Here is a 23,863-nt window from a genome sequence, read left to right on the forward strand (position 1 = left end):
AGGGCAGCAGTGGACCCGAGAAGGTGCGGCGGCGCATGGGTGCCTCCTGGAGGTCATGGACAGCGACCGTGCTGCGGCGTGGGCGACCATGCTCGCATAGTCTGCACGCAGCTGCACCTTTTCGATCGCCTTTGCGCGAACCTGCTCGGAGCTGCGTGATCGGTGCTACGGTTCGAGCATGCTGGTCGAGGAGCGTCATGCGGGCATCGTCGCCGCCGTGCGCCGCCGGGGCACCGTCTCGGTGGGCGAGCTCAGCGGCATGCTCTCCGTCTCCGAGGCCACGATCCGCCGCGACCTCGAGCAGCTGGCCGCCGGCGGCCTGCTGCGGCGAGTGCGCGGGGGCGCCTGCACGGTGCGCGGCAGCGTGCGGCCGGAGCCCGACGCCCGCCCCTTCGAGCACGTGGCCGCCAGCGCACCGGAGTCCAAGCGCCTCATCGCCGAGCGTGCCGCGGCGCTGATCGCGGACGGTGACGTGATCGCCCTGGACATCGGCACCACCGTGGCGGCCATGTGCCCGCTGCTGATGACCCGCTCGCTGACTGTGGTCACCGCCTCCCTCGCGGTGGTGAGGGCCCTGGCCGACGCTCCTGGGATCGACATCCTGGTGCTCGGTGGGCTGCTGCGCCCCAACTACCAGTCCCTGGTGGGCACGCTCACCGAATCGGCCCTGAGGCAGGTGAGGGTCGATTCCGCCTTCCTGGGCACCTCTGGGGTGCGGGCCGACGGCACCGTGCTGGACTCCACCCCCAGCGAGGTCTCCGTCAAGCGCGGGCTGCTGGACGTGAGCGCCCGCGCCTACCTGCTGGCCGACCATGACAAGTTCCCCGGCTCGGGATTCCTCGAGGTGGCCCCTCTGTCCCGCTTCACCGGCCTGGTCACCGACCGGGCCCTCACCGCCGATCAGCTGGCTTTGGACGACGACGAGGATCTGGAGGTCCTGCTGCCATGAAGCTCACCATCCTGGGCGGGGGCGGATTCCGCGTGCCCCTGGTCTACGAGGCCGTGGCCACCGGCGCCACCGGGCTCACCGTGAACGAGGTGGCCCTGCACGACATCGACGAGTCCCGCCTGCGCACCATCACCGCCGTGATCGAGTCCATGGGCGCCGAGCTGCAGGCCGCCGGGCGGGTGGGAGCGGGGCCGACGGCCGGGCGGACGCGGGGGCCGACGGCCGCCCCGCCTCCCTGCCGCGCCTGGTGGTCACCACGGACCTGCGCGAGGCCGTGGCCGGCGCCGACTTCGTGTTCAGCGCCGTACGGGTGGGCGGCGCGGAGGCCCGCACGGTCGATGAGCGGGTGGCGCTGAACCTGGGGCTGCTGGGCCAGGAGACCATCGGCCCCGGCGGCCTGGCGTACGCCCTGCGCACCATCCCGGTGGCCCTGGAGATCGCCCGCACCGTGGCCGAGGCCGCACCGGGGGCGTGGGTCATCAACTTCACCAACCCCGCCGGGATCGTCACCGAGGCGATGCGCACCGTGCTGGGCGACCGCGTGGTGGGCATCTGCGACACCCCCATCGGACTGGTGCGCCGCGTGGGCCGCCTGCTGGGCGTGGACGTGGTGGCCGACGACCCGGCCACCGGCGCCCCCGTGGCCGAGGTGGACTACGTGGGCCTGAACCACCTGGGCTGGCTGCGATCCGTGCGGATCGACGGCGAGGACCGCCTGCCGGGCCTGCTGGCTGACGACGACGCCCTCGAGGAGATCGAGGAGGCCCGACTGATCGGCAAGGACTGGGTGCGGGCCGACGGCGCCCTGCCCAACGAGTACCTGTACTACTACCTGCACACCACGTCCGCCATCGAGCGGATCACCGCGGCCGCGACCACCCGCGGGGAGTTCCTGGCCAAGCAGCAGGGCGACTTCTATGCGGCGGGTGAGGAGGCCACGCTCGGGGCCCGCGGGGAGGCATGCTGCTCCTCTCCCCTGGACCTGTGGCGTGAGACCCTGCACCAGCGCGAGGCGACGTACATGGCCGAGTCCCGTGACGAGGAGCGCCGCGAGGAGGACGTGGCCGGCGGTGGCTACCAGGAGGTGGCGCTGCGCCTGATGACCGCGATCGCCACCGGGCGCCCCGAACGGATGATCCTGGACGTCGGCAACATCGGCGCAGGTCGAGAGCATGCCCCGGCCACGGAGCGGATCGTTCCGGAGCTGCCGGCCGATGCGGTGCTGGAGGTGCTGTGCGTGGTGGACGGCGACGGGGTGCACCCGCTGCCGGTGGCGCCCGTGGAGCTGGGCCGACTGGGCATGATGGCCGCGCTGCGGTCCTCGGAGCGGCTGATCATGGAGGCCGCCGTGACTGGGTCCCGCGATGCCGCCTGGCGAGGCTTCGCCACCCATCCGCTGGTGAGCTCCCCGGAGCTGGGGCGGCTGCTGCTGGAGGGGTACGAGGCGGGGCACCCGCAGATCGCGGAGCTGTTCGCGCGGGGTTGAGCGGGGCTGGCCGGGCCTGAGGGGGGCTGGGGCTGGGTCGCGAAACGCCGGTTCAGGCGTCGCGAACATCCGGCGAGAGATCCCGCGAACGTCCGGTCTAAGCGTCGCGAACGTCCGGGCAGAGACACCGCGAACGTCCGGGCAGAGACACCGCGAACGTCCGGCCTGACTCTCGCGAGTGTCCGGCAAGACCTGTCGCGAAACGCCGGTCGCGGCTAATCTGGATCCATGACATCGCTGATCACGCGGAACCTTCTTCCTCAGGCGGAGGATCTCCTCGCGCACTTCCCTGCCGTCGTGATCCAGGGTGCCCGCCAGGCAGGGAAGAGCACGTTGGCGTCGATGGTCGCCGGATCCCGCCCACATGTGGCAGTGAGCTTCGACGACGACGACGTGCGGGAATCGGCCCGGCTGGATCCGCGCGCCTTCGTGCGGCAGGCCGGCGAGGGTCCCCTGGTGATCGACGAGGTGCAGCGCGAACCGTCGGTGCTGCTGGCGATCAAGTCGGCGATCGATGCGGACCGCCGTCCCGGCCGGTTCCTGATCACCGGATCCTCCGACCTGCTGCGCCTGTCGCGGTCGCCTGACTCCTTGGCCGGTCGCGCTGTGACTCTTGATCTGTTCGGCCTCAGCCAGGGGGAGCTCGCCGGCCGGAAGGAGGACTTCGCCCACTGGGTCCGCACCACGAACGGGGCCCTCACCGGGGCTGGGCACGGATGGTCGAGGGAGCAGTACGTCCAGGCGATCCTTCGCGGCGGTTACCCGGAGATCCAGCGCCTCCCGGTCAGGCTCCACGGCACCTGGTTCGACAGCTATCTGGACCGGGTGATCACCCGTGACGTCGCGGATGTCTCCCGGGGCCTGTCGAGCGATCGGCTGGCTGCTGTGCTGCGCATGGTGGCTGCGAACCAGGGCGGGGAGCTGGTGCAGGCGCGGCTGTCCGACGAGTTGTCGATCCCACGGTCATCGGTCTCGGGATACCTGAACGCCCTGTCGACGATGTACCTCACGCACGACCTGCCGCCCTGGCGGGCGAACCTCACCAAGAGGGAAGTAGGCAGGCACAAGGTGGCGGTGGCCGACTCCGGTCTGGCCACGCGACTGTCGAAGCTGCGAGCCGCGCAGCTGTCGCAGCTCACGTCCGCTCCACTGCTGGGTGCACAGCTCGAGGCCTTCGTGGTCGCCCAGCTGATGGCTCAGAGGGGCTGGTCGGCCGAGGAGTTCGAGCTGTTCCATTTCCGTGATCGCGATGGCCTGGAGGTGGACGTGGTGATCGAGTTCGCCGATGGCCGCGTGTTCCTGATCGAGGTGAAGGCCTCCTCGACGTTCCGCGCCGAGCACTCCCGCGGGATCCGGGCATTGGCGCAGAGGCTGGGCGATCGCTTCCTCGGCGGCGCCGTCCTCGGCCTCACCGAGGAGACACGCCAGCTCACGGAGCAGGTGTGGGGCCTGCCGATCTCCGCGCTGTGGGAGCACCCATAGGCATCGAACCTCCCGGGGGCCCACGTACGCCGACTGACGGTGCATGACCCTCACCCCACGCTCCACTGCCAGGAGAACGGGGGTTAACCCCCAGGACGGTTTCGGATTGTGGTCGTAGCCTGGACATGGCCGAGCACGCCACCCGCTATCCGTCGGGCCTCGGCCAGGAAGGGGAACGTCCGCCCATGCAGCGCAGGCCACCGGTCTCGTCGCGGCTCAGCCATCAGATCAGGCAGGGCCGTCGGATCCCCCCTGCCCACGCGCCCGGCCCCTGGAGGAAAGTGTTCCCGCCCACCGGTCGCGGGGCCGCGATGCCTCGACGTCGCGGCAAGTGGCTCACCCGGGACGTCCCGATCTTCTTCGGCGGCATCGTCTCCCTCGGCACGTTCCTCCTGTTCGGCTTCGGCAGCCTCGTCGGTGGCACCGGCCTGATCGGGCCCGCTCTGGGCGCAGTTGCCGTCGGAGCCGCCGTGGCCGGGGGCAGCGCCTACCTGCTGCGCAACCGTCGACCGGCTCAGCAGCCCTTGCGCGCGGTGAGTGCAGCGGTGCCGGAGGGCACCCGCGCCCTGCTCGAGGGCGCTGTCAGCAACGCAGTGAAGCAGCGTCGTCGGATCGCGGAGCTGAACCGCCGCTCCACGCCCCATGCGGCACGCCCTGTGCTGGCTCGTGCCGACGCGCTGCTGGTGCGGATCGACGCGCTGATGCGCACCGAGGTGGTGCAGTCCCGCCGCCCCTACGACGAGGACGTGATGCTGCTGGAGGGCATGAGCACCCGGTACGTGCCGGAGCTGCTGGGCGCAGTGGAGGACAACGTGGGCTTTCTGTCCTCGTTCACCCCGGGCTCCCAGCAGCAGGCGCTGCAGAACCTGCAGGCGATCGACGAGCAGCTGGCCGCTCTCAACGACGGAGTGGACCGCATCGAGAACGAGGTCCTCGGCGGTGCTGCCCGCTCTCTGGATGTGCAGCGGGAGTTCCTGCGCACGCGGCTCGGAGAGCAGCGCCCTTTCTGACCCCCACGCAGCAGCGGCGCCGACGCTCTGGCGCCGACGCCGCTGCGTGCACCGGACCAGTCGGATGGACCGGTCAGTGCGGGATCGTGATCAGAACCCGGGGTTCGCGGGGTCCGCGCCGATGCGGCCATCGGGGTTGTCCAGGCCGTTGATCTTCTCGATCTCCTCGCTGGTGAGGTCGAGCTCGACCGAGGCGAAGTTGGAGACGATCCGCTCCGGGGTCACGGACTTGGGGATCACCACGTTGCCGATGGCCAGGTGCCAGGCGATGATCACCTGGCCGGGGTCGGCATCATGGGCCTCGGCGATCTCGGTGATGACCTCGTTCTTCAGGATGTCGCCGCCCTGGCCCAGCGGGCTCCACGCCTCGGTGACGATGTCGTGCTTGGCGTGGTAGGCGCGCAGCTCGCCCTGCTGGAACTCGGGGTGCAGCTCGATCTGGTGCATCACCGGCACCACGCCGGTCTCGGAGATGATCTCCTCCAGCTGCTCGATCGGGAAGTTGGAGACGCCGATCGACTTGGCCTTGCCCTCCTTCTGCAGCTCGATGAGGGCCTTCCAGGACTCCAGGTACTTCCCGCGCTGAGGGCTGGCCCAGTGGATCAGGTACAGGTCCACGTAGTCCATGTCGAGCTTCTCCAGCGAGGTCTCCAGGGCCTTCTTCGCGGAGTCGAAGCCCTGGTCGCCGTTGGCGAGCTTGGTGGTGATGAACAGGTCCTGGCGGGCGATGCCGGACTCCTTCACGGCGCGGCCCACGCCGCCCTCGTTCTCGTAGCCGGCAGCGGTGTCGATGTGCCGGTAGCCAGCCTTGATGGCCTGCACGACGACGTCGGCGGCGACGTCGTCCTCGACCTGCCACACGCCGTAGCCGAGCTGGGGGACGGACCTGCCATCGTTGAAGGACACGGTGGGAACGTTCGCGGTCATGCGATGCCTCCTGTGGGTGGATCGGGTGTGGTCCAGCGTAGAGCGCGGCGCGGGCGGGCTTGCAGGGGCCGTCCAGGTGGTCGGTGCAGGCCGGGCCGGCGTCGCTGGTCATGCCCGATCGCCGGTCTCGAGTGCGCGCCGTATGAACTCAGTACCGGGGATTTCGGCAGGAGTCGTGAACGCCTCAGGAATGTGCCGGGCCGTCGTCACAGGTGTTGGTGGCCTCGCGGCCGGCAACCTTCTCGTAGGCGATGGCACGGCTCTCGACCTCGAGATTCGACGTGGTGAGCAGCTTCGATGGCTTCATGGCCGCGAGCATTGCACGAAGAACCAACATTCGAGCGGAAAATTTCGGTAGCCGGCAATACGAGCCCGCTAGCGAGAGCTGGTCCGTAGTATCAGATGTGTTCGGGATCTGTAGAGGAGCGCACCCCGTGAGCGAGCAACACATCCACGTCGTGGGCGCCATCATCCAGCGCGGTGACACAGTTTTTGCTGCTCGTCGCAACCCTGACCGTAGCGCCGGGGGTCTGTGGGAGTTCCCCGGGGGAAAGGTCGAAGGTGGGGAGTCCCCCGAAGAGGCGCTAAGACGAGAGCTCCGCGAAGAACTCGGCGTCGAGGTCACTGTGGGTTCTCTCGTCGACACCAGCATCGGCGACGTTGCCTCCACGACCATCGAGCTCGCCTGCTACTACGTCGAGCTCTGCGGTCCTGATCCCCGCTCGAGTACCGATCATGATGCGATGACCTGGGTCCCGCTGGATCGGCTCGACACACTCGATTGGGCACCTGGCGATATCCCCATCATTGCGCGCCTACCCCAGCTACTAAGCCGGAACGAGCGCACAGAGGAGCGACCCTCATGAGCACAGCCCCTCTCGACCCGGGATTGTACGAACTACTCGTCACAGCGGGAATGAGCGATCTGCTGCGGGACGCAGATTCCAGCGGACTCGTGCCGGTGACAGCTGAGGTCGATAGCGCGGACGTGGCTCACGTTCTTACACAGCACATCTCCACCGCCCTCAGCCAGGTTCTCGCCACGCTGCCCCGTGAAGAGCAGGTGGAACTTGCGAACCGTGTTCTGCAAGCGCTCCCCCCATCGGAACCCGCGGCGACCGTCGTCCCTGGCCCGCGCATGCTGACTTCCGTGAGTCAGCCGCCGGCACCCGCCCTGCCTCGACCATCCACACCATTGAGCGACGTTGCTCTCTTCACCAACTCGCGTATGGACCCCCAGCTGGGTTCCGAGCTCCGTCTCGAGATGGCGAGTGCCGATCGCATCGACCTTCTGTGCGCCTTCGTGCAGTGGAGCGGTATTCGAGTACTGGAGGATGCGCTCCGCGCCGCCGCCGAACGTGGGGTCAAAATTAGGGTGTTGACTACTACCTATATCGGAGCAACCGATCGCAAGGCGCTCGACTACTTCGTCCAGGCCCTGAATGCCGAGGTTCGCGTCAACTACGACGCCAAGTCCACGCATTTGCACGCCAAAGCGTGGATGTTCCACCGCGCCAGCGGGTACACCACGGCGTACGTCGGCAGCTCCAACATGAGCCGCGCCGCTCTTGTCGATGGACTCGAATGGAACGTTCGGCTTTCTCGCCAGGCCACTCCCAGTCTCCTGGACAAGTTCGAGTCCACCTTCGACACCTACTGGGACGACGCTGCCTTCGCCACGTACGACCCGGAAAGAGATGCCGCGTACCTCGACACTCTGCTCGCCCAGAACAGCGGTCGAAGCACCAGTGCATCCCTTGATGTCAGCCACCTCGATGTTCGCCCCTACCCACATCAGCAGGCGATGCTCAGTGATCTCACCTCAGAGCGCGAGGTGCACGGGCGGCACCAGAACCTCCTCGTTGCGGCGACGGGAACGGGCAAGACGGTGGTTGCCGCTCTGGACTACAAGCGGCAATGCCGTTCCCCTGGCCTGCGACCGACGCTGCTGTTCGTTGCGCATCGCAAAGAGATCCTGGAGCAAGCGCTTCGAACGTACCGAGATGTACTGAAGGATGGGAGCTTCGGCGAGCTCTTCGTCGGAAACTCCAAACCGGTACGAGGCCAGCATGTTTTCGCATCGATCCAATCGATAGCTCGACCTGATGGGCTCCACCGTTGGGCACGTGAGCGCTTCGAGATTGTCGTGATGGATGAGTTCCACCACGCCGAAGCTGCGACCTACCGGCGAGTGCTCGAGCACTTCGCACCTCGCGAGCTGCTGGGCCTCACGGCCACACCCGAGCGCGCCGATGGGGTCGATGTAGCGCAGGAGTTCTTCAACGGACGGGTCGCCAGCGAGCTGCGCCTGTGGGACGCACTCAGTGCCGACCTGCTCGTACCTTTCCACTACTTCGGTATCGCCGACGGGGTTGACCTTGGCAGCATCCGCTTCACCCGCGGTAGGTACGACGTCGACGAATTGAGCAAGCTCTACACCGGCAATACCGCGAGGGCTGCAAAGGTTCTCGCTGCTGTCCAGGACAAGGTCACTGACCCCACCCGTATGCGAGCACTCGGGTTCTGCGTCAGTGTCGACCACGCTCGCTTCATGGCTCAGGTGTTCAATGACGCTGGCCTCCCCGCCCTCGCTCTGTCCGGCGAGTCCCAGCCCCTGGAGCGCAGGCACGGTCTTGAGCGGCTGCGCGATGGCCAGCTGGCCTGCATCTTTGCCGTTGATCTGTTCAATGAGGGTCTCGACATCCCCATGATCGATACGGTCCTCATGCTGCGCCCAACGCAGTCCGCCACGATCTTCCTTCAACAGCTGGGGCGAGGGCTGCGTCGCGCAGACGACAAGGCCGTCCTGACGGTCCTCGACTTCGTCGGCCACCAGAACCAAGCCTTCCGCTTCGACTTGAAGTACCGCGCACTCACCGGCCTCTCCAGGAACAAGCTCGAGCACAGCATCGAAGCCGGGTTCCCCTTCCTCCCCCCGGGGTCCCAGATCGTCTTCGATCGCGTGGCCGAGGAGATCGTCCTCGAGAACGTCCGCAAGCAGCTGAAGCTCAGCACCAAGGATCTGGTGGTCGACGTCCGCCAGCACAAGCCGGACGAGGTCCCGGCCAGCGACTACACGCTTAGCCTCGAGATTTCACGGGGGTGTGGTCTCGCCCGACGGACGGCATAAAGAAAGGTGCTCCTGGCCTGGGATGATGCGGGGTGTTGAGTCTCGTAATCCCTGGCCGGAAGGAGCACCTTTCAGGTGTCCCACCCTACCTTGTTCTTCTACCCCCGTCCGCGCGTGGACATCGCTGAGGTCCCGGCGGCCGCGCATGCGGGCGCGGTGCTGCTGACCGGCACGATCCACGCCACCGGCCTCGCCCCTTCGCTGCGTGAAGCTCTGGATCCGTGGACGAAGCCACTGGCCGAGCATCACGCCTCGAAGGTCCTGCTGGACCTCGCGATGACTCTCGCGATCGGCGGCGAGCACGCTTCGGATACTGATCTGCTGCGATGCGAACCGGGACTGTTCGGAGACGTCGCCTCGGCCCCAACGATCTCCAGGAACCTGACCACGCTGGCCGAGGACGCACCCGCCGTGGTCGAGGCGATCTCCCAGGCCCGCCGCATCGCGCGGGAACGGGCCTGGGCACTGGCCGGCGACCACTCCCCGGTCCGCAGGGTCAGTGCGCAGAATCCGCTGGTCATCGACCTCGACGCCACCCTGATCAACGTCCACAGCGAGAAGGAGCAGGCTGCACCGACGTTCAAACGCGGCTTCGGTTACCACCCCCTGTGCGCTTTCCTGGACCACGGCAGCGAAGGAACCGGGGAACCGCTGGCGATCCACCTGCGCCCCGGCAACGCCGGTTCCAACACCGCCGCCGATCACATCACCATCACCAGGCAGGCCCTTGCGCAGCTCCCGGCTGGTCTGCTCTCCTCCGGCGGAAGGGGGTCGAAGAAGGTCCTGATCCGCACCGACGGAGCCGGTGGCACCAAGGACTTCGTCAAGTGGCTGACCGGGCAGCGTCTGGCCTACTCAGTCGGGTTCACCCTCCCCGCGAACACTCCCGACCTGCTGGAACGTATCGATGAGGCGAAGACGTGGACTCCTGCCTACGACACCGACACCGACGGGATCCGCGACGGAGCATGGGTCGCGGAACTGACCGGGCTGCTGGATCTTCAGGGTTGGCCGCCCGGGATGCGGGTGATCGTGCGGAAGGAACGTCCTCATCCTGGGGCGCAGCTGCGGATCACCGATCACGAGGGGATGCGCATCACCGCGTTCGCGACCAACACCCCGCGCGGCCAACTTCCCGTGCTCGAGCTGCGACACCGCCGCCGCGCACGATGCGAAGACCGGATCCGCAACGCCAAGGACATGGGCTTGATGAAGTTCCCGCTGCAGGGCTTCGCGCAGAACCAGGTCTGGTGCCAGATCATCCAGCTCGCTAGCGAGCTCGTCGCCTGGATGCAGACCATCGCGCTGACCGGCCATGATGCGCGGAAGTGGGAGCCCAAACGGCTCCGCGCACGGCTGTTCGAGATCCCCGCGACCCTCGTGCGCCGCAGCCGGCACAACCTCCTCCACCTCGCCCAGCACGCTCCCGAAGCCCGCACCGTCCTAACCGGCGTCAACCGGCTCCGCATTGCCGTCGCGCAGACCTGATCCGGCAAGGCCGCCCGTCCCTACGACCAGCAGCATCTCTTCTCGGGAGTGGAACCCGACCGCCCGCAACGGACACTGCGACGATCTGTCATACCCGAATGCCAGAATCAGCAGCTGAACACCGGCAACGACGCCGACCGCGACCGCTCACCAGCCCGATGAAAGATCGAGGTTAGCAACTACCTGCGAGAAGCCGAGCGCTCTCTCGCCGACGTCTACACTCCTCCCACCCGCAGCTTCCAAGGACAAAAGAGGCCTTCAAGTTGGTCCACTCTGGTGGATTGGGCCTTCCCGTCGTCGCGAACGGTCGTCAGCAGCGATACCGATGATGTGCTGCTCCGGCGCGTGGGGGCGCTTACCCATGTGGATGATCCGGACCGGATCCAGGCTTACCGGGAGCTCCTCAAAACGAAAGAACCCGTCGACAACGGGGTGAACCGGCTCTATGCATCGATGCTGTACTACTCGTTCTGGCCCAGCGAAGGGCCGGGCCTGGAGCAGGGCATTGAGATGATCCGTTCGCGACCGCGAGTCGTAGAGGAGATCCTCCGGCTTCTCGAGTTCCTTCATATCGAATCCCGAGTGAATCCGCAGCCCCTACCGGGCAGCCTTGGAATGACGCCATTGCGCTCGCACTCCCGGTACTCGCGCGAGGAGCTCCTTGCCGGCCTCGGGCTGGGAACCCTGGACAAGGGATCGCCGGGTTCCATCCGTGAAGGTGTGAAATGGCTGCCCTCGATGAGAACCGATGCCCTCATGGTGACGCTGAAGAAGTCAGAGGCGGACTACTCTCCCACCACCATGTACCGGGACTTCGCGATCAACCAAGACGCGTTCCATTGGGAGTCCCAGAGCACGACGAGTTCCGCTAGCCCCACTGGCCGGCGCTACATCGAGCACGAGGCACTCGGGACCAGCGTCGTCCTTTTTGTACGGCGAGCAAAGACGGGCGACATTGGGACAGAACCGTACACCTGCCTGGGGACGGTCCGCTTCGACCACAGCACGGGCTCTCGACCGATGCAGATCGTATGGAAACTGGACCGCGAGATGCCTGTGGAGCTGTTCCTCGCAGCTAAGGCCGCCGCGTAACCCACCCCACTGCATCGCCCCGATCCCTCCACATGCGTGGGAGACCCCGCTACCATCCCTCACGCTGCCCGCGGGCAGGACGGCACGGCCCTCACGGGCCGCCGCCCCGAATCTCCGACGCACAGGAGTAGCTCGTGTCCGAGCCTTCCTCGCAGGCGGGAGCCGGAGACAACCGGCCCCCGCAGAACCAGGCACGCCCCGCTACGCCCGGGGTGCGTGTGAACAGCCCCCACGTGGTGCCGCAGGGGCCCGCCCCGCAGTCCCCGGAGATCCAGCCGCCCGCCGCTGGCGCACAGTTCCAGCCAGTTCCCACCGCTGGCCCTCAGCCGTCTACCGGCCCGTCGGCTGCAGTGAGCCAGCCTCCATCGGGCGCGCATCACCCCCGGCCCCCCGCCGCGCCCGCACCTGGTGCCGGTCGCGCCGCTCCCCCACCGGATGACCTGTTCGCAGGCTCGGCCGCACCGCCCGACGAGGACTCCCCGAACCGCACCCGGAACCTGCTGGCCTGCGGAGGCTGCCTGCTGCTGGCGCTGCTGCTGGCCGCGGGGCTCTTCCTCGGGTACCAGTGGATCACCCCGGACGAGGGCTCCTACAAGCACCCGGAGACCCCCACCGCCGAGCAGTCCGAGGCCCCTGCCGAGGCAGAGCAGCCCTCCGAGGAGGAACCGGCTGAGGAGGTCTCCCCCGCGCCCGAGGGTGCGCAGGAGCTCAGTGCCCTGGTCTCCCCCAGTGGGAACATCCACTGCACACTCAGCGGTGATGACGTCTCCTGCAGCCTCGAGGAGCACTTCCTGGAGAACAACACCGGCGGCGAGTGCACCGAGGACGCCCCCTTCGCCGTGCGCGTGGGCGCCGAGGGCGAACCGCAGCTGGACTGCGGGCAGAGCGTCGCCAGCGGTGATGCCGCGGAGCTGGCCTATGGGGAGTCCGCGAAGAACGGCAACGTGGCCTGCACCAGCGAATCCTCCGGGATGACCTGCTGGAACACCCGCACTGGGACGGGCTTCACGGTCGCGAAGGATACGTACGAGACGTTCTGACCCGGTGCGCCCCGCGCGGATGCGTCTGGAGACCGCACCCGCCGTGCAGCAACTATCGGGACCGCACGTCCCGTTAACGTTAGCAGGGCACGCATGCGTTGCTAACGTTAACAGCGACACGCCAGGCTGTTAACGTTAGCAACATGCGCCGCTCCGTGAATTGTCCCTTCAGCGTCCAGCCCGATGTGGTCCCACCCATATGGGCCGGCCGGCATGACGAGATCAACGACTGGGTCGACATCGTGCGGCCTCGACGCGTGGACGGTCTGTCGGAGCGACCGCGCCTGATTCTGGGAGAGGCTGGTCTCGGCAAGTCCACGCTCGTCGGGTACATCACGGAGGACGCGAAGCAGCGTGGGGACCTCGTGACCGGTCAGCTGCGCATTCCGCTCGGTGCCGACCCGCTGTCGATCCTGGCGAGCGCTCTGGTCGATCTCTCCGGCGAGATCGGCTTCAACAAGGCCGACGCGAAGATCGGCGGCCTGCTCTCCCGCGTCACCTCGATCTCGGCCAAGGGTGTCTCCATAGCGATGCGGGAGAAGGAGGCCCCGGAGGCGTTCGCAGCGGTACGGGAGCTGATGATCCGCATCGGCGAGGCCGCGGTGGCCAGGAAGGACACGGTCATCCTGATCCACCTCGACGAGGTCCAGAACATCACTGACGAGGCGGTGCTGTCCCAGCTGCTCATCGTCCTCGGGGACGTCACAGCGACCAGGGTCGGCGTCAGGACGGCGTCGAACATGACCATCGAGCGCTACCTGCCGATCGCGGTCTACCTCACCGGACTTCCGGACTTCTGGGACATCGCTTCGGCGAGGCGAGGAGCGACCTTCGGTCGTCGGTTCGACCGTAGGGTCCTCTCACCGCTGAGCGACAAGGACCTCGAATCCGCTCTGCAGTCCTTCGTGATGGACGGCTGGCCGGTGCCGGATGGGGAGGGAGGCACGACTCGAATCGGGATGCAGCCCGATGCTCGGGACGCGATTCTCGACCTCTGCCAGGGCGAGCCCTTCCTCTTCCAGCTCGCCGGCTACCACGCCTGGTACGCCGGGGACTCGGAGATCATCACACGCGAACAGGTGCTGCACGGCTGGCGGACGGCCAAGCGTGAGGCCTTGTCCCATGTCGAACGGATCCTCGAGCGGCTTCCGGAGCGTGAGGAGCAGATGATCCAGGCGATGGCGGCTCTTCCTCCCGAGGAGCGATCGCTGAAGAACATCGCCCGCGAGATGGGCTATTCCAACTCGACGCAGGTCGCCTCTTTCGCGAGACGATTGGACACGACACGCGGCCTCATCAACCGCGGCGCGGTGTACAGCTTCCGTCACCGCGCGCTCGAGGCACATCTCGTTCGTGACTGGCCGGAGATCCCCGCGGGGCACTGAGCCGAGGTCAAGCCAGTGGGCCTGACCGTACCGGCAGCGTCACCACCGCCACCGGATCGCTGGCATCACCCGGCGTGAGCACCACCCGGTCGCCGTCCACGTGGGCGGCGGCCGGCTCCTCCTGCTGGTCATCGTCGTCATCGCGGTCGGGACCGTCGGGCACCGAGCGGGCGTCGTCCGCGCGGTCGGCGTCCTCCCGCTCACCCGGGCCTACCGAACCGGCCGCTTCGTCGGTGCCGTCGCTGGCGCCACCGGCGGCGCCCTTCTTCTCGCCGCGCTCGGGCACCTCGGCGAGCTCACGGATCGCGGCGGAGACCTCGGCGCTGAGCCGCACCTCACCGGCCTCGGGGTCCAGCAGCAGCACGTGCAGCTGCTCCTGGCCGGTGCCGTCGGTCCCGCGAGTGAACCGCACACCCTCCGGCGGGGTCCTCACGGCCTCGTGCATCCAGGGGCGGGTCGCGTAGATCGCCTCGCCGTACTCGTTGATCCACGCGCCCAGCTCCTCCAGGGCGAGGGTCTGCAGCTCGGGGATGGTGCCGTCGGCGCGGGGGCCGATGTTCAGCAGCAGGTTGCCGTTCTTGGAGACCACGTCCACCAGCAGACGGATCACCTCAGCGCCCGTCAGGGCGTGTTCGGCGGATTCGTCGTGGTTGAAGCCGAAGCTCAGGCCCAGGCCGCGGGTGGCCTCGAACACCTCGTCCTGCACGGAGTCGATGTCCTGGTACTCGCGGGTGGCCACGCCGTGCACGGGCACGCCCCAGCGGTCGTTGACCATGCCGCCGGGCACCTTCTGGAGGTACTCGCGGAAGATCTGCTGCAGGGAGTTTGGGCCGTCGTGCTTGCCGGCATCGGGCCAGTCGATGTCGTTCCACAGGATGTCCGGGGAGAACCTGTCGATCAGCTCGCGTAGCTGGGCGGCGGCGAAGGCCGCGAACTCCTCGTCATTGCGGCGGAAGGAGAACAGCTCCTCGTGGGAGGTGATGGGCCCGAAGTCGCTCTCGTGCCAGTCCAGCGCCCCGGAGTAGTACAGGCCGAAGCGCAGACCGGCAGCACGAGCGGCCTCCTCGAGCTTCGCGATCAGGTCACGGCCCGGCTTGTGGTGGGCAGCGGTGAAGTCGGTGGTCTGGCTGTCCCACAGGCAGAAGCCGTCGTGGTGCTTGGAGGTGGGCACCAGGTACTTCGCGCCGGCCTTGCGGGCCAGCTGCACCATGGCGGCGGGGCTGGACCGGATCGGTTCCCACGAGTCGGCGAAGTCCTCGTAGTCGTGGTCCTCCCCGAACAGCTTCAGGTGCCGCTCGCGGGTGGGGCTGCCCTCGATGCGCACGGTGTTGGCGTACCACTCGGCGTACTGGTGGCGGGCGTAGGCGTTGTCCTCGGTGACGTCGGAGCGGTCCAGCACATCGGCCCAGCCGGGCACGGAGAACAGACCCCAGTGGATGAAGATGCCGAACTTGGCGTCGCGGTACCAGTCCGGGACGGTGAGATCGGGGTAGGCGCTCGCGGGGGCGGCGTCCTCGGGGCCGTGGCGGTCATCGAAGCTGATCATCAGGGTCTCCTGCGAGGTCGGGGGGGCGCCCTTCCACCGTATCGGGAGTCGTGGCACCTACCTGGAGGTGGGCCCAAGGTTGGCTGCGGCGCGTACGTAAGCATCCATGTCGTATCGCTCACCGGCGGCGATGGCCTCGACCATCATCCCGTGGAGCCCACCGTGTCGCTCGCGATAGACCAGGCGGTATCGGGGCCTGGTGGCGTGTTCGGGATCCGGGTCGAGGTAGACCTTCCGGCAGTCGGAGAGGTCACCGATGGCGGGGTGGTCGTAGAGCGGAGCGCCGCTGGCCTCCCCGCGTGCAAGCGAGAACAGCATCTCGATCGCTGCCTTCTGGACGTCCTTCGGCAGCGCCTTGAGATCGTCCTTGAACGCCGGGATCCAGCGGAAAGGGAGGCTCACGCGAAGTCAGCGGGGTCGAAGCCGAGCTCGGTCAGGAGAGAGTCGCTGTCGGAGGACGGCTGGCTCATACGGGACGCGAGGGTCTCGGCGAGTTCGAGGTCCTCGAGGATCGATTCGAGACGCTCGTAGAGCTCGAAGGGGATGATGGCTGCCTGGGGCTTGCGGTGCGCGCCGAAGACGAGGGGCTCGGCCGTCACCCCCTCGACCTGGAACCGGGCGAGGGCAGCGCCGATCTCCTCGCGGGCTTCGCGGCTGGTTCGTACCTGGGTGATCGCCATGGCGAAAGGATACCACCAACGTGTACACATTTGTGTACCTCACTTGCTGCTGCGAGGATGGCCCCACCCGCCATCAACCGCTTAAGTCCGGGAGGGCCTCCTCATGAACCGTCGCACCGAGCCCCACAGGTCTGAGCCTCGCAGGCCCCGTATCGGCATCGCCGGTATCGCCATCGAGTCCTCCACCTTCACCCCGTACCGCTCCTCCGCGGAGGACTTCGAGGTGCGCCGCGGAACCGAGCAGATCCTGGACCGCTACCCCTTCTTCACCGGGGGCTCCGCCTCGGGAAAGGCGCTGCGCGAGGCTGCCGACTACGTGGGCGTCCTGCACGCCCGTGCCCTTCCCGGGGGTCAGCTGGTGCGTGAGGTGTACGAGGGCTGGACGCAGGAGATCTGCGAGGGACTGGCCGCCGCACACGCCGAGCGGCCGCTGGACGGGTTCTACTTCGACATCCACGGCGCGATGAGCGTGGAGGGCCTGGAGGACGCCGAGGGCGATCTGATCTCCGCGATCCGTGAGGTCATCGGCCCGGACGTGGTGGTGGGCACCGCGATGGACCTGCACGGCAACGTCTCCGAGACCCTGTTCGACGCCTGCGACCTGCTCACCTGCTACCGTCACGCTCCCCACATCGACGCCTGGGAGACCCGCGAGCGGGGCCTGCGCGACCTGGTGGACGCCACCACCGCCGTCATGGCCGGTGGTCCGCTCCCCCACAAGGCGCTGGTGCACGTGCCGGTGCTGCTGCCCGGGGAGAAGACCTCCACCCGCATCGAACCGGCCCGGTCCATCTACGGCCGCATCCCCGAGCTCACCGCGCGTGAGGGCGTGACCGACGTGTCGTACTGGGTGGGCTTCGCCTGGGCCGACCAGCACCGCTGCAAGGCCGCGATCGTCGCCTTCGGGGCCGACGCGGATGCGGTGGACGCCGCCGCACTGGAGCTGGCCACCGCGGTGTGGGAGGCCCGGCACGACTTCGAGTTCGTGGCCCCCACCGGCAGCTTCGCCGACTGCCTGGACCAGGCGATCGCCAGCGAGAAGCGGCCGTTCTGGATCTCGGACTCCGGGGACAACCCCGGCGCGGGCGGCGCCGACGACACCACCCACTGCCTGGCCCAGCTGCTGGAGCGCGAGGAGATCCGGGCCGGGCAGGTGAGCGCCCTGATGGTGTCCCTGGTGGACCCGGAATCGGCCCAGGCAGCGTGGGAGATGGGCGTGGGTGGGCGCGGGGACTTACTGGTGGGCGGGCGGATCGATGCCCGTGAGCCCGGCCCGGTGCCGCTGCGCGCCGAGGTGGTGGCCCTCGACGACTCCCCCGCGACCGGGCGTGCGGCAGCCCTGCGGGTGCTGGTCCCTGCCGCGCCAGGTGCGAGCGGCAGCAGCGACGACATCGAGGGCAGCACGAGCCGGGCCAGGCAGGGCGCGGGGGCCGAGCAGTTGTCGGGCCTGACGGTGGTGGTCACTGCCCGCCGCTCCCAGTTCGCCACCGCCGACATGTTCGCCCGGCTGGGCCTGTCGATGACGGGGTTCGATGTGGTCACCGTGAAGATGGGCTACCTGGAGCCGGACCAGTACGAGGCCGCCGCCGACTGGCTGCTGGCGCTCACCCCGGGCGGTGTGGACCAGGACCTGGTGCGCCTGGGCCACTCCCGGATCGACCGGCCGATGATCCCCTTCGATGCCGACATCCCTGCCCCGTCGGCCAGAAGAGTCCGACAGGACTACCGGAGCTAATGACCTTACAAACTGGCTCTTCGTGGTTCGTGGTGAATGGGTCTGCTGTGGCGGGTATTCACGCTGCGGGTCTCGCGGCGCTGGCCAGCAGGATACGCATCCGGTAGTTCTCGGCGTTGCGGAAGCCGCGGCCGGTGCGTTTGATGTTCTTGATGCCCGTGTTCGCTGCCTCGACTCGGGCGGTGGTCGCGCCGGTGACGATGAGGACCTCGATCGCGTCCCACCAGGTCACGATGGTGTCGTAGAGCTTGGTCGCCTCGGGCATGTTCGCGATCTGGACGAAGTAGCCCATCCGCATCCGTTCGTTCCAGGCCTGGGCCAGGGTGTCGGTGGCCAGCAGGCGGCGGAGCTGCTCCTTGATGCCCCAGGCGGCGGAGAGCTCGTCGGTGGGGTCATCGGTGCCAAACACGTCCTCGAGCCGCTCCCAGGCGCGCGGGGTGAGGGTGTCAGCGCCTCGCAGCAGCAGCATCCGGTGCGCCCAGGCCGGATCGTCCTTCCTGAGTTGGACCTCTTTAGTGACCCATGTGTCAAGTCATCTTGAGGGCCTTGAGGATGGTGCGGGCATCGTCGGTGAGCTCGGCCTTGGCCGTGATGTCCTGGCCGGCCAGGGTGATGGTCACGTCCTGCAACGGCCGTAGGGTCCGGATGATCTTGCGGATGCTGAACCCCGTCTGGGCCTGCAGGAGACGGGCCATTGCCAGGGCGGTGAACACGATCGTGAGGTGAGCTTCGATCGCGTCCCGCTGCCGATGAAACATGGGCCTGGCCTGTAGGTCCGTCTTGCTCATCCGGAAGGACTGCTCGACCTGCCACAGGTCGTGATAGCTGGAGAGCACCTCCGCCGCAGACATCACCGTCGCGGGAATGTTGGTGACGTAGCCCTTCAGCCCCACGAGACTCCGTGCCCGCTTGAGGGAGGCTTCGTCGAGGCTGCGACCGGCCGCTGTGGTCTTCACGAACCGCGTCGACTTCACGGTCACGTCCCCGTCGATCACAGCGCGGGCTCGGTTCTCCTGCGCGGTCAGCGTGTGCCCGTCCCGGGTCGCGCGCTTCTTCGAAAACGCCCAGACCGCCCGCCAATGCCCGGGATGCTCCATCGGGTCCCAGACCGGCTCCCGGCGGTGCTGCTTCGTGTCGGTTTTCGTGTTGCCGTGACGTGGGGTGATGGTGTCGATCAGCTGCCCATCGTCGAACGCATCACCGTGCCAGTGGAAATGATTGGCGAGGTCACCGGGCGCTTTGACCTGCCGCGACCCGACGATGAACCGCAGTCCCGCTTCGTTAAGGGCGGTCAGGTTCGCGGTGGAGAGCATCCCGGCGTCAGCGACGACGACCATGTCCGCCAGACCGTGGCGGGCCTGGAACTGCTGGATGATCGGCACGATCGTCGTGGTCTCGGCCTTGTTGCCCTCGAAGCAACCGATCTCGAGCGGGAACCCGCCCCGATCCACCAGCAGCCCGACCACGATCTGCGGATCCACTCGGCGCTCCTTGGAGTAGCCGACCTTCCGCAGCTCGTCCTCGTGCTCGGCCTCGAAGTAGAGCGTGGTGACGTCATAGAGCACCAAAGAGATATCGCCGCTGGTCGAGGCATGTTCAAAGCAGTTCTTCGCTATCTGGTCGCGGTACTTGCACTGCTGGATTCGGGTCAGGCAGCGCTTCATCGTTGAACGATGCACCGGATCGATCCCCACCTCGCTCAGCACGCGAGCGGAGTCGAGCATCGAGGTCGGGAAGATCAAACGCGCGGCGACGAGCTGGAAGAACGCCTCGTCCTCGAGCGCATCGAAACCAAGCCCTCTCCAGGTCGCCTGGAGCACGTCCAGCAGCAAGCGCGACCGCAAGGACCGCACCACAGCTGCCTGGGGATCCTGCTCCAAGCCGAGGTCGAGAGTCTCCTGACCAGCATTGAGCTTGTCCCGGCCGGCCCTCATCAAAACAGCGAGCTCAGCCTCGGTATGCGCGGACCCGAGGTGCTCAAGGATCTTGTTCCGCCGACCCTCCTTAGCGACCACCTGCACGGCAGTCGCGCCAGACGCCGTGGTCACCTTCCTCAGAAACGGGCTCACAACCCCCGACCCTACCCCCAATTAGTGACCCACCCAGCCACCCTGGAAACCCCACGACCAGCAGAAACGCTACTGAAATCTCTCAAACCAGGCCCGAGAGGTCCAACTCAGGCCTCGAGCCGCTCCCAGGCGCGCGGGGTGAGGGTGTCAGCGCCTCGCAGCAGCAGCATCCGGTGCGCCCAGGCCGGATCGTCCTTGCGACCCCGACGACCGTGGTGGGTGCGGGCGAGGCGCTGCCTGACGGTGGTGACCATGTCGTTTCCCAGCTTGACGAGGTGGAACTTGTCGACCGAGACCGCAGCGCGGGGCAGGTAGGTCCGCAGTGCTTTGCGGAACGCCGCTGAGGGATCGATGGCGACGACCTCGATCCGCTCCCGCCAGCACTCGGAGCGTTGGGCGAGCCAGGTACCGACGGCGGTGGAGTCCCGGCCGTCGACGATACCGAGGACCTGCCCAGTGGTCAGGTCGACCAGGGTCGTCATCCAGGGCTCGAACCGTCTCCAGGCACCGTCGTCGGTGCGGAACCAGCGCACCGACCGGTAGCGGTGCTCATCGATGCCCAGGCGCGTCACCGGCACCTCGTCAACGGCAGGCAGGGCCACGGCGGCAGCCGCCAGCGCGGCCTGGACCAGCCACCACGAGACGCCATGGGCCTGAGCGACTTCCGAGGCCGCCCGGCCAGAGGTGATCACCGCAGAGACGACCTGATCGCGCAGCCGGGTGGTCGAGCGTGCGTATCGGGGGACCTGGTCGGTGGCTTCCCAGAACGTGCGCCGGGCGCAGGCCGGCTCGAGGCAGAACCAGCGCCGCTTGGCCCACACCACCTGAACCGTCCCGGCCACGGGGACGTCTCGCACCTGCTGAGAGCGGCGGGAGTGGACCTTCGTCGCGATCACCCCGCACGACGGGCACCCGGGTGGGACGCTCGAGGCGATCACCACTTGACGCCCTCCGTCGGGCAGGTCGATCGCGTCGATGACGTGGTAGTTGGGCAGGTTGAAGATCGTGCTCGCAGCATCACGCTGCGGACCAGTATTCTCGTGCACAGGCTCGTGGTCCTCTGAGGTGTGGATGTCTTGACAACACCCATCACAGCAGGACCACGGGCCGTTCTACGCCAGCGACGCGACGCTCTCCATCACCACGAACCGTGAAGAGCCTACAAACTGGTCGGGTTGATAATTATCTTAGCCTCGAGATTTCACGGGGGTGTGGTCTCGCCCGACGGACGGCATAAAGAAAGGTGCTCCTGGCCTGGGATGATGCGGGGTGTTGAGTCTCGTAATCCCTGGCCGGAAGGAGCACCTTTCAGGTGTCCCACCCTACCTTGTTCTTCTACCCCCGTCCGCGCGTGGACATCGCTGAGGTCCCGGCGGCCGCGCATGCGGGCGCGGTGCTGCTGACCGGCACGATCCACGCCACCGGCCTCGCCCCTTCGCTGCGTGAAGCTCTGGATCCGTGGACGAAGCCACTGGCCGAGCATCACGCCTCGAAGGTCCTGCTGGACCTCGCGATGACTCTCGCGATCGGCGGCGAGCACGCTTCGGATACTGATCTGCTGCGATGCGAACCGGGACTGTTCGGAGACGTCGCCTCGGCCCCAACGATCTCCAGGAACCTGACCACGCTGGCCGAGGACGCACCCGCCGTGGTCGAGGCGATCTCCCAGGCCCGCCGCATCGCGCGGGAACGGGCCTGGGCACTGGCCGGCGACCACTCCCCGGTCCGCAGGGTCAGTGCGCAGAATCCGCTGGTCATCGACCTCGACGCCACCCTGATCAACGTCCACAGCGAGAAGGAGCAGGCTGCACCGACGTTCAAACGCGGCTTCGGTTACCACCCACTGTGCGCTTTCCTGGACCACGGCAGCGAAGGAACCGGGGAACCGCTGGCGATCCACCTGCGCCCCGGCAACGCCGGTTCCAACACCGCCGCCGATCACATCACCATCACCAGGCAGGCCCTTGCGCAGCTCCCGGCTGGTCTGCTCTCCTCCGGCGGAAGGGGGTCGAAGAAGGTCCTGATCCGCACCGACGGAGCCGGTGGCACCAAGGACTTCGTCAAGTGGCTGACCGGGCAGCGTCTGGCCTACTCAGTCGGGTTCACCCTCCCCGCGAACACTCCCGACCTGCTGGAACGTATCGATGAGGCGAAGACGTGGACTCCTGCCTACGACACCGACACCGACGGGATCCGCGACGGAGCATGGGTCGCGGAACTGACCGGGCTGCTGGATCTTCAGGGTTGGCCGCCCGGGATGCGGGTGATCGTGCGGAAGGAACGTCCTCATCCTGGGGCGCAGCTGCGGATCACCGATCACGAGGGGATGCGCATCACCGCGTTCGCGACCAACACCCCGCGCGGCCAACTTCCCGTGCTCGAGCTGCGACACCGCCGCCGCGCACGATGCGAAGACCGGATCCGCAACGCCAAGGACATGGGCTTGATGAAGTTCCCGCTGCAGGGCTTCGCGCAGAACCAGGTCTGGTGCCAGATCATCCAGCTCGCTAGCGAGCTCGTCGCCTGGATGCAGACCATCGCGCTGACCGGCCATGATGCGCGGAAGTGGGAGCCCAAACGGCTCCGCGCACGGCTGTTCGAGATCCCCGCGACCCTCGTGCGCCGCAGCCGGCACAACCTCCTCCACCTCGCCCAGCACGCTCCCGAAGCCCGCACCGTCCTAACCGGCGTCAACCGGCTCCGCATTGCCGTCGCGCAGACCTGATCCGGCAAGGCCGCCCGTCCCTACGACCAGCAGCATCTCTTCTCGGGAGTGGAACCCGACCGCCCGCAACGGACACTGCGACGATCTGTCATACCCGAATGCCAGAATCAGCAGCTGAACACCGGCAACGACGCCGACCGCGACCGCTCACCAGCCCGATGAAAGATCGAGGTTAGAGAAGCGTCGCATGCCATCCACATCTGGATAGCAGGTTTGATGAGTGACGGGTGTCGTCGGGGTCAGATGCGACCTTCCCCCACCAGCCTTACGCAACTGACGGCGAATCGAAGCCTTATTGACATGAATTCTCGCAGTATATGCTGTAACGCTTTTACTTTCAGCGCGACGCGCAGACTCCGGGTTAGTAAAGTAGAAAGGAAGGGACATAATGGCCGAGACCTCATCCTTGAGCATCTGCCTATTCTCCTCTACATATTCATCCCATACCCATCGATGCACCTGCGTCGAAGGGAGCTTTCCTAGAAGAAAAACTCCAGACTGAGCGGCAAGACGAGGCGAGACTTCCGCCCGGGGTTTGAAAATTTTTATGCTCCCAGATTTGATATCTCCAATATTTACATCGACGCTTCCATCCAGAACCTCATCATCGCGCGGAAGAAGCACCGCAAACAGCCGACCATCCACCTCGTCCATGGCCTCGACCGCAAAAAACGTGGCAATGTAGGGGTCTGGACTAAAGTCGAGTAGCCGCGTCGGCACCCAGTTGTGTTGCAGGTATGCAAGCCATTCCAAATTACTTCGGAGCTTAGGCCTCTCTGCGACTAGCCAGTCTTTAGACTCCGCAAGTATGCGGTTCTCCACCTTCTGCAAGTCGGCATCAGTGAGCTCGTCATTCGCCATTAAACGCACGAGGGAGGATGTCACGGCCCATGCAGAGTTCGCCTGACCTCTCCAATACACATCGCAACCAGCTTCGTCTGCTTTAGCTTCAATCTCTTCAAAATACCTCTGAAGCTCGCTCGATGTCTTAAGGGTAGTCTCGACCAAATCATAGTGATCGTTAGGCTTAATCAGCACGATAGAACTCCATTGGCCTTCAGTTGAGATGGTGAGACCGGAGCGATTGATCTACAGTGCTGCTGACTAGCCTCGATCTTT

20 protein-coding genes and 2 pseudogenes are annotated in these 23,863 nt (G+C 66.9%); 13 read left to right on the forward strand and 9 right to left on the reverse strand.

Annotated elements, in window-relative coordinates; all coding sequences use genetic code 11:
* Window positions 1-178: 178 nt before the first annotated feature.
* The 5 genes from IOE58_RS02915 to IOE58_RS02930 all read left to right on the forward strand — a co-directional run bounded on the left by IOE58_RS02915 (window position 179) and on the right by IOE58_RS02930 (window position 4,927).
* Window positions 179-949, forward strand: a complete 771-nt coding sequence (locus IOE58_RS02915; RefSeq protein WP_193864958.1) for a DeoR/GlpR family DNA-binding transcription regulator — start codon at window positions 179-181, stop codon at window positions 947-949.
* Complete coding sequence (locus IOE58_RS14735) at window positions 946-1,305, forward strand: hypothetical protein (protein ID WP_348981846.1); 360 nt, start codon at window positions 946-948, stop codon at window positions 1,303-1,305. Before IOE58_RS02915 ends, IOE58_RS14735 begins: the two co-directional genes overlap by 4 nt.
* Complete coding sequence (locus IOE58_RS02920; protein ID WP_431831689.1) at window positions 1,197-2,435, forward strand: family 4 glycosyl hydrolase; 1,239 nt, start codon at window positions 1,197-1,199, stop codon at window positions 2,433-2,435. The genes IOE58_RS14735 and IOE58_RS02920 overlap by 109 nt, the downstream gene beginning before the upstream one ends.
* Before the next feature lie 228 nt (window positions 2,436-2,663).
* On the forward strand, window positions 2,664-3,917 hold the full coding sequence (locus IOE58_RS02925; protein WP_193864959.1) for an ATP-binding protein: 1,254 nt from the start codon (window positions 2,664-2,666) through the stop codon (window positions 3,915-3,917).
* 311 nt (window positions 3,918-4,228) lie between these two features.
* Entirely contained in the window at window positions 4,229-4,927 is a 699-nt protein-coding gene (locus IOE58_RS02930; protein WP_228018735.1) for a hypothetical protein, read from the forward strand.
* 90 nt (window positions 4,928-5,017) lie between these two features.
* Here IOE58_RS02930 and IOE58_RS02935 read toward each other — a convergent pair whose 3' ends face one another.
* Window positions 5,018-5,854, reverse strand: coding sequence for an aldo/keto reductase (locus IOE58_RS02935; protein WP_193864961.1), 837 nt, complete (start codon window positions 5,852-5,854; stop codon window positions 5,018-5,020).
* A 184-nt stretch (window positions 5,855-6,038) separates the two neighbouring features.
* The gene (locus IOE58_RS14600; protein ID WP_284690630.1) at window positions 6,039-6,161 is read right to left on the reverse strand and encodes a hypothetical protein; all 123 of its coding nucleotides are present in this window, start codon (window positions 6,159-6,161) and stop codon (window positions 6,039-6,041) included.
* Between the two features lie 127 nt (window positions 6,162-6,288).
* On the opposite strand from IOE58_RS14600, the gene IOE58_RS02940 reads away from it, so the two are divergent.
* From IOE58_RS02940 to IOE58_RS02965, 6 genes are all read left to right on the forward strand, one after another.
* Entirely contained in the window at window positions 6,289-6,720 is a 432-nt protein-coding gene (locus tag IOE58_RS02940) for a (deoxy)nucleoside triphosphate pyrophosphohydrolase (protein ID WP_348981847.1), read from the forward strand.
* Window positions 6,717-8,984 carry a DEAD/DEAH box helicase gene (locus tag IOE58_RS02945; protein WP_228018737.1) on the forward strand — a complete coding sequence of 756 codons (2,268 nt, stop codon included), beginning with the start codon at window positions 6,717-6,719 and terminating at the stop codon, window positions 8,982-8,984. The genes IOE58_RS02940 and IOE58_RS02945 overlap by 4 nt, the downstream gene beginning before the upstream one ends.
* Before the next feature lie 75 nt (window positions 8,985-9,059).
* A complete protein-coding gene (locus IOE58_RS02950; protein ID WP_193864963.1) occupies window positions 9,060-10,472 on the forward strand; it encodes an IS1380 family transposase in 1,413 nt (470 codons plus the stop codon).
* Between the two features lie 276 nt (window positions 10,473-10,748).
* Window positions 10,749-11,564 (forward strand): DUF3427 domain-containing protein, encoded by an 816-nt coding sequence (locus tag IOE58_RS14740; protein ID WP_193864964.1) that lies wholly within the window; start codon window positions 10,749-10,751, stop codon window positions 11,562-11,564.
* 350 nt (window positions 11,565-11,914) lie between these two features.
* A complete protein-coding gene (locus IOE58_RS02960; protein WP_193864965.1) occupies window positions 11,915-12,604 on the forward strand; it encodes a hypothetical protein in 690 nt (229 codons plus the stop codon).
* A gap of 143 nt (window positions 12,605-12,747) precedes the next feature.
* Entirely contained in the window at window positions 12,748-13,989 is a 1,242-nt protein-coding gene (locus IOE58_RS02965) for an ATP-binding protein (protein WP_193864966.1), read from the forward strand.
* Window positions 13,990-13,996: 7 nt separating this feature from the next.
* Here the strand turns inward: IOE58_RS02965 and IOE58_RS02970 are convergent, their stop codons facing one another.
* Genes IOE58_RS02970 through IOE58_RS02980 form a run of 3 tightly spaced genes read right to left on the reverse strand, consistent with a single transcriptional unit; the run spans window position 13,997 to window position 16,215 of the window.
* On the reverse strand, window positions 13,997-15,535 hold the full coding sequence (locus IOE58_RS02970) for an alpha-L-fucosidase (RefSeq protein WP_193864967.1): 1,539 nt from the start codon (window positions 15,533-15,535) through the stop codon (window positions 13,997-13,999).
* Between the two features lie 57 nt (window positions 15,536-15,592).
* Window positions 15,593-15,937 carry a type II toxin-antitoxin system RelE/ParE family toxin gene (locus IOE58_RS02975; protein ID WP_193864968.1) on the reverse strand — a complete coding sequence of 115 codons (345 nt, stop codon included), beginning with the start codon at window positions 15,935-15,937 and terminating at the stop codon, window positions 15,593-15,595.
* Window positions 15,934-16,215 carry a hypothetical protein gene (locus IOE58_RS02980; protein ID WP_017823480.1) on the reverse strand — a complete coding sequence of 94 codons (282 nt, stop codon included), beginning with the start codon at window positions 16,213-16,215 and terminating at the stop codon, window positions 15,934-15,936. Before IOE58_RS02980 ends, IOE58_RS02975 begins: the two co-directional genes overlap by 4 nt.
* Window positions 16,216-16,318: 103 nt before the next feature.
* Here IOE58_RS02980 and IOE58_RS02985 point away from each other — a divergent pair, with 103 nt between their 5' ends.
* A complete protein-coding gene (locus IOE58_RS02985; RefSeq protein ID WP_193864969.1) occupies window positions 16,319-17,950 on the forward strand; it encodes a M81 family metallopeptidase in 1,632 nt (543 codons plus the stop codon).
* Window positions 17,951-18,008: 58 nt separating this feature from the next.
* On the opposite strand, the pseudogene IOE58_RS02990 reads toward IOE58_RS02985, so the two are convergent.
* From IOE58_RS02990 to IOE58_RS03000, 3 genes and pseudogenes are all read right to left on the reverse strand, one after another.
* Window positions 18,009-18,449 (reverse strand): annotated as a pseudogene (locus IOE58_RS02990) (ISL3 family transposase); the annotation flags it as partial.
* A gap of 28 nt (window positions 18,450-18,477) precedes the next feature.
* Entirely contained in the window at window positions 18,478-20,019 is a 1,542-nt protein-coding gene (locus IOE58_RS02995) for an IS1634 family transposase (RefSeq protein ID WP_119933836.1), read from the reverse strand.
* A 113-nt stretch (window positions 20,020-20,132) separates the two neighbouring features.
* Window positions 20,133-21,065 (reverse strand): annotated as a pseudogene (locus tag IOE58_RS03000) (ISL3 family transposase); the annotation flags it as partial.
* 266 nt (window positions 21,066-21,331) lie between these two features.
* Between IOE58_RS03000 and IOE58_RS03005 the strand changes: the two are divergent.
* On the forward strand, window positions 21,332-22,744 hold the full coding sequence (locus IOE58_RS03005) for an IS1380 family transposase (RefSeq protein ID WP_193864963.1): 1,413 nt from the start codon (window positions 21,332-21,334) through the stop codon (window positions 22,742-22,744).
* Window positions 22,745-22,891: 147 nt separating this feature from the next.
* Here IOE58_RS03005 and IOE58_RS03010 read toward each other — a convergent pair whose 3' ends face one another.
* On the reverse strand, window positions 22,892-23,782 hold the full coding sequence (locus IOE58_RS03010) for an FRG domain-containing protein (RefSeq protein WP_193864970.1): 891 nt from the start codon (window positions 23,780-23,782) through the stop codon (window positions 22,892-22,894).
* Window positions 23,783-23,863 lie beyond the last annotated feature (81 nt).

The sequence above is a fragment of the Brachybacterium epidermidis genome, assembly GCF_015209585.1.
Lineage (GTDB): Bacteria > Actinomycetota > Actinomycetes > Actinomycetales > Dermabacteraceae > Brachybacterium > Brachybacterium epidermidis.